Source organism: Butyricicoccus sp. (assembly GCF_050872565.1).
Taxonomy (GTDB): Bacteria; Bacillota; Clostridia; order Oscillospirales; family Butyricicoccaceae; genus Butyricicoccus_A.
In genome coordinates, this window is sequence record NZ_JBNMHC010000025.1 from 1 (window position 1) to 12,345 (window position 12,345).

Here is a 12,345-nt window from a genome sequence, read left to right on the forward strand (position 1 = left end):
TCGTCAAAAATGACAGTATGTCCCTCTGCATTGGTATATGCAAAATAGTTATCCGGAAGCGGAATAAGCTCCTGTCCCTTGACATCACTCGGCAGAACCATTTTTTTATTCTTCCAGCCCGTGCTGATAACCACGCAACTATCTTTTTCCGTCCACAGCTGATACAGCGCATCTGTTTCACTGCAATGCTTGCCATTGATATATGTAAAATCAATGATGATTTTGCCTGTCGCATCGACAACACCGAACTTTCCATCAGTATTCTTTGCCAAAACATATCCGTTGCACACATCATCTGCCCAAGATATGCGATTGAACAGGGTAATTACGCCGCTCTTATTGACAGCACCCCACTGATTTTCTGAAATCTGTACCGTGGCACTGCCGCCGGAGAATACACCAACCTGCAAAGCATCAACCTGTGTCAGCAGTTTCAGCGTAGAGGCATCATAAAAGTACCATGTCTTTTCGCCATCCTGCTCCTGTTGGCTGACCAAAACACCGTCTGCACATGATTCTACCGTTCCCATGACACTGCCAAGACATTCTCCGCCGCTGGTATATACTGTCGTGACGCCCTCTCCGTTCAGCTGCTGCAAAATACAGCCATCTTTCACAGAAATCGTGCCGCCGATTGGGCCAATCACCCAACTGCCGTCAGCTGCCGCTCCCGTCATCTGTGTACTGCCATCCGATGCAGTGCCGGTCAGCAGCCATACATTCTTATTGCCGCACAACGCTCTCTGTGCTTGTGTGTAAATCGCATTCGTTACTTGTTCTCCCGCTGCATCTGCGATGGCATATCGATAAACCGGCGTGCCGTCTTCTTCCCATCCAACAATCTTTGCTGCATAGGGAAAAATGGTTTCATAATCATCCGCCGGATGCAGGACATCGAGCGCACCGCCAGCTAAATCCGCTGAAATTTGTTCCGGAATGGTGTAAGTAATATCTTCTAGAACAGGCTGTAGAGTCATCTGCGGTTCTGCTGTTTCTTCTGATTGCGTTTCTTTTGTGGTGAGTGCAGGTGCGCACAGCGCGATTGCGCCGCACAGCACCGCAGATACCGCCGCCATGCCCGCGATGCGTTTTATCATCTTGTTTCCTCCTGCTATCATCTAAACTTATTCTATTCTATCATATGTACCTGCTCTGTCAAGACATGACGTGTTAACAATTTTCCTGTCGAATAAAACTTCAGAACTTCTTAAGAAATAGAAAAACACAGCCAGTTTTTCTCCGGCTGTGTCATGTGTATCATTTATTCTGCATGTCTCTTGCCAAACAATGCCCGCCAAATGCGTTTGAACAAACTCATTTTTTCTTCGTTTTCCTGCTCTTGCTCTCTGGAACGTAACTGCTGCATGGTTCTCTCTACAGTTTCTTTTTCTTCCTGCAATTTTTGCGTCCGATGCGGCGTCTTCTGAACAGGATCTGCATACTGCGTAAAGTAATCATACAGTCTCATCTGGCAGTTGACGCTTGGTTCTCCTTCTGCCTGTTGAACGCGCTGATAGGTGCCATTCGGCTGCATGAGCCACGATTGACAATTGTCTTTTTCCAGTAGTTCAAGAATATGCAATAACTGTTCACGAACAGCTTGTGATTTCGGTTCCGCAAAAATTTCCACACGTCGTCTGGTATTGCGGTTGAGCAAATCACCGGAGCCCAAGAAAATGCGCTGCCGCTCGCCTTCACCGAACACAAAAATACGCGAATGCTCCAAATACCTGCCGAGAAGGGCGCGAATTGTGATATTTTCTGTATATCCCTCAATTCCCGGCCGCAAGCAGCAAATGCCGCGGACGTACAGACGAATTTCTACACCCGCCTGCGATGCCTCGACCATCTTTTCCATGATTCCGACATCGTTGAAGGAATTGATTTTGATTGCCACATAGCCATGACCGCCCTGTTTCTGCACATCAATTTCTCGATCCAGCAGTTCCAGCACGCGAGAACGATAACAATGCGGTGCCACCCACAGTGCTTCGGTCTCTTCCGTTGTCTCGCCAAGTGACAGATGATTAAATACCTGTACGGCATCGCGTCCTACAGCATCATCATTCGTAATAAAGCACAAGTCCGTGTACTGTTCTGACGTCTTTTCATTATAATTACCTGTGCCAATTTGAGTCGTATAGCTGACCTCTCCCGCAGCATTTTTGCGTGTAATCACACATAGCTTGGCATGGACTTTATAATCGCTCAGACCATAAATGACACGGCAGCCTGCTTCCTCCAGAATCGCAGAATAGTCAATGTTGCTCTGCTCGTCAAAACGCGCGCGCAGCTCTAGGGTGCACAGCACATCCTTTCCCTTGTCCGCCGCATGACATAGAGCAGAGACCACCTTACTGTGTCCTGCCAGACGATACAGAGAAATCTTAATGGATACGACTTCCGGATCATCTGCCGCTTCATACAGCATATTTAAGAACGGCTTATAACTGTGAAACGGATAGGCAAGCAGTACTTCCTTCTGCGCCAGCTCGCGCATGGGGATATTCTGGTGATACATTTCCGGCACTTGCGGCTTGCGCGGCGGATAAAATAGAGAAGTATCCTGAATGCCCGTTTTTCCCGCCAAGGAGAAGCCAAAGCCAAAATTCAACGGGATTTTCTGGACAAATACTTCTGCCGCATGTAAATCCAAATGGTCACACAAATATTTTTGAATGCGCGGCGCCTTTCCGGACAATTGCAGACGAACAGCAAACAGTCGGCGGCGTTTTTTGAGCAATTCCTGCATCATACCGCGAAAGTCCATGTCATAATCGAGTAGGGCTTCATCAATGGCAATATCTGCATTTCGCGTCACGCGCACCGTTGTGTGCTCAACAATTTTCTGCTTGAGAAACAACTGATATAAATTATGTTCTACAATGTCGCAGGTAAAGAATACCTTTGCCCTTCCGTCAAAATTGACGACAAAATAATCCGGAAGATGACCAATCGGCACAACACCAAAGCGTTCACCGCCGTTTTTGGTAATATGGCAGGAAAATACATACTTTTCTTTGTTGCGCAGGAACGGAAACGGATGATGCCGATCCACAATCTGCGGTGAAAGCAGCGGCTTAATCTCTTCTGCAAAATACTTGCGTGAGATGATCTCGTCAATCTGACTCAGCTTGTTAAAATCGACAAAATCAACTCCGTGCTGTTTGCATTCCGTCTGTAAGGATTGATATGCCTGTTCTGTCATCGGCTCAAAGGAATGAATCATTTTGAGCATATGCTGCACCTGCTGTGCCGCATTCCATCCGGTCTTATTGTCCAGCTTATCCGGTTCTACCATGCTCTGGTCGGTCAAAGAACCGACACGCACCATGAAGAATTCATCCAGATTGGAAAAATAGATTGCAGCAAATTTCAGGCGTTCAAACAGCGGCACATCCTGCCGCAATGCCTCAGACAGGCAACGCTTGTTAAATTCCAGCCAACTCAGTTCTCGGTTTACCATTAGATGCATCGGCAACATGGCAACCGCCTCCTTCCGGTCTTGTCTTCTCTGTTATTATACCGCAGTGCCAGACAAATTTCGACCCTTAATTTTCCGCATGATAGACAATACACGGTCTGCCGCCCGTATTATAGTCCATATCGCTGCTGATGACCGATTGCTCCACCAGATAGTTGACATAGCGGCGCACGGTCACAACCGACAATTCGACATGTCCCGCAATATCATCGCACGTGTGCCCACCCGGGTTTTCCTGCAAATATGTTTGAATGCGCTCCAATGTCTTGGGCTGCAATCCTTTCGGCGGCGCACTCGGCGTCTGGGTCACCGGTGTCGAGATATGCAGCAGCGCCCGATCCAAGGTATTTTGGGTAAATGCCCCCTGCGCGCTGTCGTGAATCGCATTTCTGCGATTGCAAAACGTATCCAACGCAAGCTGAAAGCGTTCAAATCCAAACGGTTTAATCAGGTAATCGGTGACGCCGAGACGCATCAGTGCTTCGATGGTCTCTGCATCGTTTGCCGATGTCACCATAATGACATCGGAATCGACGCCTTCCGCCCGCAGCATCCGCAGCAGCTCCAGACCATTCATCTGCGGCATATACACGTCCAAAATAATCAAATCTACTGGGTTGCTGCGCAGCCAGAATAACGCCGGATGTGCGGCGGAAAAGGTCTGCACCACACAAAACCGCTCATCTTTTTCAATATACCGGCGATTGAGCAGCGTAATTACCGGATCATCTTCTACAATAACGGTACGATACAATGTTCTTCTCTCCTATATATGTATAATGGTATCTTTATTTATGCTTGCTCTGTTAAAGTAATAATAAACGAAGTGCCAACGCCCAACTCAGACTCGACCCGAATGCTTCCATGATACGCTTCAATCATCTCATGCACGAGGGCAAGACCTGTGCCGCGCCCTTCTCCCTTGGTGGAAAATCCGCGTTGGAACAAATGCTCTTTGACTTCTTCTGTCATGCCCGGACCCGTATCATCGACACTGAGCAGTAAGCCACGCGAACCTTCTCGAATGCTGACCGTTACCTCACTCGGTACATCCGCCGGTGCACCGCGCATGGCATCAAATGCATTTTCAATGAGATTTCCCAGCACCGTAATCATCGCTGTAACCGGCATAAACTGCCCGTTTCCATATAAGATGCTGGCAGGATCTAAGGAAAATCGAATATCCAGCTCCGCGGCGCGGTATGCCTTGCCAATCAGCAGCGCGGCAATCGTCGGGTCATGAATGCGGTCTTTGATGTAATCAATCGATTGCGCGCGGGTCTGTGTGATGCGCAGGACATACTCCTCCGCTCGATCATATTCTTTGAGCTGCAGCAGTCCCAAAATCACGTGCAATTTATTGGTAAATTCATGGGTATACGCGCGCAATGCCTCCAGAATATGCTGTACACCGGTCAAATCCTGCGCCAGTCGTGTGACCTCTGTGCGATTTCGGAAGATGGCAACGGCGCCTTCAATCTGATTGTCTCTCCGCAGCGGAATGCGGTCAGAAATCACAGAAACATGCGTGATAGATTCCAAGCTGATATTATACTCGGTTTTCCCCGTCCGCATGACACGGGCAATCGTAGACCGCGGATAAATGTCCTTGAGCGGCTGTCCAATCGCCTCATTGACATCAATGCGCAGCATGTCTGATGCCGCTCGATTCAAATAAATGACTGTACTGTTTTTGTCAATCGCCAAGATGCCTTCGTCCAGTCCGTCCAAAATGTCCATCTGCTGCAAAAACAGCCGTCGAAAATCATTCGGCTCATAACCGAGCAGGTCATCTTTGATGCGACGCGACAGGCGCAGGCTGAGCATACAGCCAAAAAACAGTGCCAATGCACCGACGAGTACATGGGACAGCAGAGTAAGCAGAATCATCTTGTGAATCGACCGCATATAGATGCCCGCCATGGTGAATCCGCTGATGGATCCATCCTTGGAATAAATCGCCGCATAAGCGCAGCGGTCTGTGCCGGATGGCGCATCGCTGTTGTGCAGCAGTGTCGAATCACTCTCCGCCAAGCTGTCCATAATTTCTTCATTGAGCGGTGCAAGCTGCGACACGTCATGTGAACCGGAAGCAAGATCATAGAAAGCAATCGGCTCTCCCGTCGGGTCATATACCGCCAGCACGTCAATACTGGACACACTGTCCACGGTACGTTTTATATATTCATTCGCTTGTTTTGTGTCAATATGATCCATGAGAACCGGTGCATTGGCCGCGACCTGCGCCGCACTGGTCAGCGTTTGATCGCGGGAATTATTCTCCTGCCGCAAGCTCAAGACCAAATTCGCGCCGAGCGAAAGTAACAGTGCAACAACGATTCCTTGCACCAGAATGGTGCGAACCTGATTATATATCGTTGAATTTGCAATTTTTTCCTTTTCCATATGCAAAACCTCTCCGCACAGATTTCTTTTCTATCATACCACATTCCCTCGTATCCGGCAAATCCCGAAAATTCTAGTGAAAAGTTATCAAATCTGCTTTTGATATTTTATGAGAAATAGGCAATATGTGCAGTTTTTATTTTTTTTAGTTTTTTAAGCTTGTTTTACTGGTTTGCGGTGACTAAAATAGGGGCATATTGAAACGCAAGAAAGTGGTGATGCATCATTGGAAGAAATCAAAGCGGAACTCAATGCGCAACTGCAAAATAAGATTGCATTTGACATTCCGCTGTTCGGCGGGATTCCGGTACCGCAGTCGACCGTCATTACTTGGGTCATCATCGCCATCCTGACGGTTCTCGCCATTTGGCTGACACACGGCTTAAACCGTAAGCCCGGTCGCCGCCAAATCGTGGCTGAGATTTTTGTCGGCTTCATCAACGGATTCTGCAAGAACACACTCGGAGAGAAATACTGGCGCACCTTTGCTCCGTATCTCGGAACCATCGGCTTGTATCTCGGCCTTGCCAATATCTCCGGTCTGTTTGGCGTCACACCCCCGACAAAGGATTTGAACGTCACGGCTGGCTTGGCAATCATGAGTGCAATCCTCATCTATGGTGCACAGTTCCGGTACCACGGTCTCGGCGGCGGATTGAAAAAGTTCGGTCAGCCGGTCGCTATCGTCGCACCGCTCAACGTGATGGAAATCGGCATTCGCCCGTTGTCGCTGTGTATGCGACTGTTCGGCAATATTTTTGCAGGCTTTGTTATCATGGAACTGCTGAAAATGCTGATGCCTGTCGTTTTACCGATTCCGTTCAGCCTGTATTTTGATGTGTTTGACGGAATGTTGCAGGCAATCGTATTTGTGTTCCTGACAACGCTATTCCTTTCGGAATCTTTGGACTAAGTAAACAATCTATCGTATTTGACATTTAGGAGGAAATTAAAATGAATGTAGCAATTGGCGCAGGTCTGGCAGTATTAACTGGTATTGGTGCTGGTATCGGCATCGGCATTGCAACTGGTAAGTCTTCGGAATCCATCGCTCGTCAGCCGGAAGCTGCAAGCAAGATCAGCCAGAACCTGATTCTTGGTTGTGCACTGGCAGAGGCAACCGCTATTTACGGCTTCCTGATTGGTATCCTGCTGATCTTCATGGGCTGATCGGAGGCGAAACCCGATGATCCTGAATTTAAACTGGCAAATCATCTGGGTGTTTGTCAACCTGCTCATCCTGTTCCTGCTGATGAAAAAGTTCTTGTTCGGTCCAATCACCAAAATGTTGGATGAGCGAGCAAAGAACGTTGCTGACACGCTGGATCAGGCGGATGAACGTCTGGCTGATGCAGAGAAGCAAAAGGCAGAATATACCCAGCAGCTGGCAGATGCCCGCGGGGAAGCAGCCCGCATCATTGAGGAAGCACGCAAGCGTGCGGATCTCGCCTACAGCCGCCGCATGAACGAGGCGGAAAAAGATATCCAGCGTCTGAACGAGCAGGCTGCTCGTCAGCGCGAAGCAGATCGCGAGGCAATGCTCAAATCTGCCAAGCAGCAGATTGCCGCTCTGGTTCTGCTGACTACCGCCAAGGTATCTCAGCACGCCATGAACGCAGATGCAGATCGTGCCATGCTCGACTCATTTTTAGATGAGGCGGGTGAAGAGTTATGAGTACGACGGCACATCGTTATGCAGCCGCCCTGCATCACTCCGGCTGCTCCGTAGACAGCTTGAAACAAACTGCACAGTACATCATGGACAGCGCTCCCCTTTGGGAAGCGCTGTGCAGTCCTGCTGTACAGGCAAAAGAAAAGAAAGCGGTATTGAACCGCCTTCCGGATTTTACAGATGACGAACATCTAAAGAATTTTTATGGACTGTTGGCCGAAAAAGGTCGCTTCCCGCTTCTTCCGGAAATCGTAGACGAATATCGGAAGCTGGAAATGAAGCAGCACGGTGAAGGACTTTGCGTCCTGCGCTGTGTGCGCGATCCGGGCGACAAAGCGCTCAGCAAACTGGCACAGCTGCTTTGCAAAAAGCATGGCTATCAGTCTCTTACCTTTGAAATTGTACTGGACCCCGAAGTCCTTGGCGGCTTTGTATTTGAAATTGACGGGGTTACCTATGATAAGAGCGTCCGTGGGCAGATTCATGCCCTGGCGCAGAGTCTGCAAGAGGGGTGAACAGCTTGAATCATTCAGACGAAATTATATCTATTCTCCAAGAGGAGATTGAACAGTATGACAGCCGCACCCGCCGCGCAGAGACCGGCACAGTGCTTGAGATCGGCGATGGCATTGCGACTGTATATGGATTGGATCGCGCCGTTTACGGCGAATTGGTTGAATTTGAAACCGGTGTCCGCGGCATTGTGCTGAACTTGGAACGTGACAGCGTAGGCGTTGTTCTTCTCGGCAGCGAAAATGGTCTGCACGAGGGTTCTTCTGTCAAGCGCACAGGTCGCGCAGCAGACGTTCCGGTCGGTGATGCGATGATCGGCCGTACCGTAAACGCATTGGGCGACCCGATTGACGGTCTCGGCCCGATTGCCTGCACAGAAACCCGCCCGATTGAGCACGAAGCTTCCGGCGTTGTTTCCCGTGAACCGGTCAATCAGCCGATGCAGACCGGCATTTTGGCTATTGACGCCATGGTTCCGATCGGACGCGGCCAGCGTGAGTTAATCATCGGCGACCGCCAGACCGGTAAAACTTCTATTGCGATTGATACCATCCTGAACCAGAAGGGTCAGGATATGATTTGTATTTACGTTGCCATCGGTCAGAAGGCATCGACGGTTGCCAAGCTGCGCGGCACACTGGAAAAGGCTGGCGCACTGGATTACAGCATTATCGTATCCGCTACCGCAGCAGATTCTGCTCCGCAGCAGTATATTGCTCCGTATGCCGGTGCTGCTATCGGTGAGTACTTTATGAGCAAGGGCAAGGACGTCCTCATTGTATATGATGATTTGTCCAAGCACGCGGTTGCCTATCGTACCCTTTCCCTTCTGCTCCGCCGTTCTCCGGGTCGTGAAGCATATCCGGGCGATGTATTCTATCTGCATTCCCGTCTGCTCGAACGCGCTTGCCGCTTGACCAAAGAATACGGCGGCGGTTCGATGACCGCTATCCCGATCATTGAAACACTGGCTGGCGATGTATCCGCATACATTCCGACCAATGTTATTTCTATCACTGACGGTCAGATTTATCTGGAAAATGACCTGTTCTTCTCCGGTCAGCGTCCGGCTGTCAACGTTGGTCTGTCGGTATCCCGTGTCGGCGGTTCTGCACAGACCAAGGCAATCAAGAAAACCTCCGGTACCCTTCGTATTGATCTGGCTCGTTTCCGTGAGTTGGAAGTATTTACGCAGTTTAGCTCGGATCTGGACGAAGAGACCCGTCAGGCACTGGATCACGGCAAGCGATTGATGGAAATCCTCAAGCAGCCGCTGTATCATCCGATGCCGGTTTGGAAGCAGGCCGTTATTTTGTATGTAGCAACCAATGGTTTGCTCTCCGATGTACCGCTTGACCGCGCAAACAAGTTTGTCAAGGATTTCGCAGATACGCTTCAGTCCGAAAACAGCGCACTTGTTGAAGAAATTCAGTCCACCGGCACCCTTCCGGGAACCGCAGGTGAACAGATTCGCAAGGCACTGGAGTCTTATAAAGAACAGGTGAGCGCATCATGGCAGGCATAAAGGAAATTCGTACCAGAATCGACAGCGTCCAGCAGACACTGAAGATTACCAATGCGATGTACCTCATCTCCTCCTCGAAACTGCGCAAGGCACGGCAGCAGCTCAATAACGTGCAGCCGTACTTTACCAAGATCACCTCGACGATTGCCGATATTCTGCATCACACACCGGAAATGGAGCATATCTACTTTGATAAGCGTCCGGATGTCGCCGAACACAAAGTCGGTTATATCGTCATCACCGGTGATAAGGGTTTGGCAGGCGCGTACAACCACAATGTCCTGCATTTGGCAGAAGAGCAAATCGCCAAAACGCCAAATTCAACCCTGTTCTTAATCGGTCAGGTCGGCCGCGTATATTTTGCTGAACGCGGCATGAAAATTGACGGCGAATTTATGTACACGGCGCAGGATCCAAACATTCCGCGCGCCCGCGATATTGCCGAGCTGTTTATCAAGTTGTTCCGCGAGAATCAGCTGGATGAGGTCTATATTGTATATACTGAAATGATTACACCGATGCGGTTGGAGCCGAAAATCCAAAAGCTCCTTCCGCTGGATATTGACGCTTTCCCGTGGTCACCGCGTCCCGGCGAGGATGAACCGTACCACCAGACTGTTACCTATGTCCCTAGTGCGGATAAGGTATTGAGCCAGATCGTTCCGGGTTACGTCAAAGGCGTGCTGTTTGGTGCAATGGTTGAGTCATTCTGCTCGGAGCAGAATGCCCGCATGACGGCAATGGACTCTTCCACCAACAATGCACGAGATATGTTAAAGGAACTCTCCCTGCGATATAATCGCGCCCGTCAGGCTGCGATTACGCAGGAAATTACAGAAATTGTCGGCGGCGCGCAAACGCAGCAAGCAGAACGCCCGCCGCTCCGCCGGGAAAAGCCTGCGCGTGTTGTCCGTTTTCTTGCGGATGGCACCTGCGCACAGAAAGCGAGGAACGAATCATCATGGAACTGAAAGGTGCTGTAGCGCAGGTACTCGGTCCAGTTGTTGACGTCGAATTTGACGGCGGCAAGCTGCCGGAAATCAATGAAGCGCTGACCGTCGAATTAGACGGCAAAAAGCAGGTCATGGAGGTTGCTCAGCACGTCGGCGGCGACACCGTTCGATGCATCATGCTGTCTCCTAGTGAAGGTCTGGGTCGTGGCGATACCGTTATTGCCTCCGGCCATACCATTGAAACACCAGTCGGCGAAGGTACGCTGGGTCGTTTGTTTAATGTACTGGGCGAGCCGATTGACGAAAAGGGTCCGGTAAAGACGGAAGAAAAGTGGTCGATTCACCGTGAGCCGCCGGCTTTTGCTAATCAGAACCCGACAACCGAAATTCTGGAAACCGGCATCAAGGTCATCGACTTGCTGGCTCCATATGCCCGCGGCGGTAAAATCGGCCTGTTTGGCGGTGCCGGTGTCGGCAAGACCGTCCTGATTCAGGAATTGATCCGAAACATTGCTGCCGAGCACGGCGGATACTCTATCTTCACCGGCGTCGGCGAACGTACCCGTGAGGGCAACGATCTGTGGCGTGAAATGGGCGAATCCGGCGTTTTGAATAACACCGCGCTGGTGTTCGGTCAGATGAACGAGCCGCCTGGAGCACGTATGCGTGTCGCTCTGACCGGCCTGACAATGGCAGAATATTTCCGTGATCGCCAGAAGCAGAACGTACTGCTGTTCGTCGATAACATCTTCCGTTATGTACAGGCAGGTTCGGAAGTCTCCGCTCTGATGGGCCGTATGCCTTCTGCCGTTGGCTACCAGCCGACACTAGCCGATGAAGTCGGTGCTTTGCAGGAGCGTATCACGTCTACTCGTGACGGTGCAATCACCTCGGTACAGGCCGTTTACGTCCCTGCCGATGACTTGACTGACCCTGCTCCGGCTACGACATTTGCTCATCTGGATGCTACCACTGTATTGTCCCGTAAGATCGTAGAACAGGGCATTTACCCGGCAGTTGATCCGCTGGAGTCCACCTCTCGTATTCTGGAGCCAGACGTTGTCGGCGAGCGCCATTACAAGGTTGCCCGCGGCGCACAGGAACTGCTGCAGCGGTATCGTGAGCTTCAGGACATCATCGCCATCCTCGGCATGGAAGAACTGAGTGCTGAAGACCGCAAGACGGTAGACCGTGCGCGTCGTATGCAGCAGTACTTCTCCCAGCCGTTCTTCGTAGCAGAGACCTTTACCGGTCTGGAAGGACGCTATGTTCCGCTGGATGCAACGCTCAACGGCTTTGAAGCACTGCTCGGCGGCGAACTGGATGAATATCCGGAGTCTGCCTTCTCTATGGTTGGCACTGTGGATGAAGTCCGTGAAAAGGCACGTGCACAGGGGGCAGTTTAATGAATAAGACGCTCTATCTGGAAATCATCACCCCGGAAAAGCAGTTTTTCACCGGCAATGTAGAAGGCATTGTGATGCCAGCTCTGGACGGTCAGTACGGCGTACAGCCAGGACATGAACCGATTGTCACCGCGCTGGAGCCGGGCAATGTCCGCTACTGTGCAGATGGCAAATGGCAGGAAGTCGTTGTCACGCAGGGATTTGCAGAAATCATGCCAGACTACGCTATTCTGCTGGTATCTACCGCAGAACGTCCGGATGAAATTGACCGCGCACGTGCAGAGCGTGCAAAGCAGCGTGCAGAAGAGCGTCTGCGCCAGCAGCAGAGCATTCAGGAGTACTATCACTCCAAGGCAGCTCTGGCGCGTGCGATGGCACGTTTGAAA

At 50.5% G+C, this 12,345-nt stretch carries 11 protein-coding genes and 1 pseudogene; 8 read left to right on the forward strand and 4 right to left on the reverse strand.

The features are described 5' to 3' along the window. The 4 genes and pseudogenes from ACR0P9_RS02320 to ACR0P9_RS02335 all read right to left on the reverse strand — a co-directional run. Positions 1–1,097 (reverse strand): annotated as a pseudogene (locus tag ACR0P9_RS02320) (hypothetical protein); the annotation flags it as partial. A 164-nt stretch (positions 1,098–1,261) separates the two neighbouring features. Next, the gene (gene ppk1, locus ACR0P9_RS02325) at positions 1,262–3,484 is read right to left on the reverse strand and encodes a polyphosphate kinase 1 (protein ID WP_432617238.1); all 2,223 of its coding nucleotides are present in this window, start codon (positions 3,482–3,484) and stop codon (positions 1,262–1,264) included. Positions 3,485–3,551: 67 nt separating this feature from the next. Then, positions 3,552–4,238 carry a response regulator gene (locus ACR0P9_RS02330; protein WP_432617239.1) on the reverse strand — a complete coding sequence of 229 codons (687 nt, stop codon included), beginning with the start codon at positions 4,236–4,238 and terminating at the stop codon, positions 3,552–3,554. Between the two features lie 38 nt (positions 4,239–4,276). Further along, a complete protein-coding gene (locus tag ACR0P9_RS02335) occupies positions 4,277–5,890 on the reverse strand; it encodes an ATP-binding protein (RefSeq protein WP_432617240.1) in 1,614 nt (537 codons plus the stop codon). A gap of 226 nt (positions 5,891–6,116) precedes the next feature. On the opposite strand from ACR0P9_RS02335, the gene ACR0P9_RS02340 reads away from it, so the two are divergent. The 8 genes from ACR0P9_RS02340 to ACR0P9_RS02375 all read left to right on the forward strand — a co-directional run. Then, the gene (locus ACR0P9_RS02340; protein ID WP_432617241.1) at positions 6,117–6,803 is read left to right on the forward strand and encodes a F0F1 ATP synthase subunit A; all 687 of its coding nucleotides are present in this window, start codon (positions 6,117–6,119) and stop codon (positions 6,801–6,803) included. Between the two features lie 41 nt (positions 6,804–6,844). Continuing rightward, a complete protein-coding gene (gene atpE, locus ACR0P9_RS02345) occupies positions 6,845–7,060 on the forward strand; it encodes an ATP synthase F0 subunit C (RefSeq protein WP_432617242.1) in 216 nt (71 codons plus the stop codon). 16 nt (positions 7,061–7,076) lie between these two features. Further along, the gene (atpF, locus tag ACR0P9_RS02350) at positions 7,077–7,565 is read left to right on the forward strand and encodes a F0F1 ATP synthase subunit B (protein ID WP_432617243.1); all 489 of its coding nucleotides are present in this window, start codon (positions 7,077–7,079) and stop codon (positions 7,563–7,565) included. Further along, the gene (gene atpH, locus ACR0P9_RS02355; RefSeq protein ID WP_432617244.1) at positions 7,562–8,077 is read left to right on the forward strand and encodes an ATP synthase F1 subunit delta; all 516 of its coding nucleotides are present in this window, start codon (positions 7,562–7,564) and stop codon (positions 8,075–8,077) included. The genes atpF and atpH overlap by 4 nt, the downstream gene beginning before the upstream one ends. Before the next feature lie 5 nt (positions 8,078–8,082). After that, positions 8,083–9,600 carry a F0F1 ATP synthase subunit alpha gene (atpA, locus tag ACR0P9_RS02360; RefSeq protein WP_432617245.1) on the forward strand — a complete coding sequence of 506 codons (1,518 nt, stop codon included), beginning with the start codon at positions 8,083–8,085 and terminating at the stop codon, positions 9,598–9,600. Beyond that, positions 9,588–10,571 (forward strand): ATP synthase F1 subunit gamma, encoded by a 984-nt coding sequence (gene atpG / locus ACR0P9_RS02365; protein WP_432617246.1) that lies wholly within the window; start codon positions 9,588–9,590, stop codon positions 10,569–10,571. The genes atpA and atpG overlap by 13 nt, the downstream gene beginning before the upstream one ends. Next, entirely contained in the window at positions 10,562–11,959 is a 1,398-nt protein-coding gene (atpD, locus tag ACR0P9_RS02370; RefSeq protein ID WP_432617247.1) for a F0F1 ATP synthase subunit beta, read from the forward strand. The genes atpG and atpD overlap by 10 nt, the downstream gene beginning before the upstream one ends. Continuing rightward, positions 11,959–12,345: F0F1 ATP synthase subunit epsilon (locus ACR0P9_RS02375; RefSeq protein ID WP_432617248.1), on the forward strand; the 387-nt coding region annotated here is incomplete at its 3' end. The genes atpD and ACR0P9_RS02375, both read left to right, overlap by 1 nt.

What these genes read in the sequence shown, in the direction of transcription:
- ppk1 (WP_432617238.1), bottom strand. Translation starts at nt 3,484, where the DNA reads ATGTTGCCGATGCATCTAATGGTAAACCGAGAACTGAGTTGGCTGGAA.
- ACR0P9_RS02335 (WP_432617240.1), bottom strand. Translation starts at nt 5,890, where the DNA reads ATGGAAAAGGAAAAAATTGCAAATTCAACGATATATAATCAGGTTCGC.
- atpE (WP_432617242.1), top strand. Translation starts at nt 6,845, where the DNA reads ATGAATGTAGCAATTGGCGCAGGTCTGGCAGTATTAACTGGTATTGGT.
- atpF (WP_432617243.1), top strand. Translation starts at nt 7,077, where the DNA reads ATGATCCTGAATTTAAACTGGCAAATCATCTGGGTGTTTGTCAACCTG.
- atpG (WP_432617246.1), top strand. Translation starts at nt 9,588, where the DNA reads ATGGCAGGCATAAAGGAAATTCGTACCAGAATCGACAGCGTCCAGCAG.
- atpD (WP_432617247.1), top strand. Translation starts at nt 10,562, where the DNA reads ATGGAACTGAAAGGTGCTGTAGCGCAGGTACTCGGTCCAGTTGTTGAC.
- atpH (WP_432617244.1), top strand. Translation starts at nt 7,562, where the DNA reads ATGAGTACGACGGCACATCGTTATGCAGCCGCCCTGCATCACTCCGGC.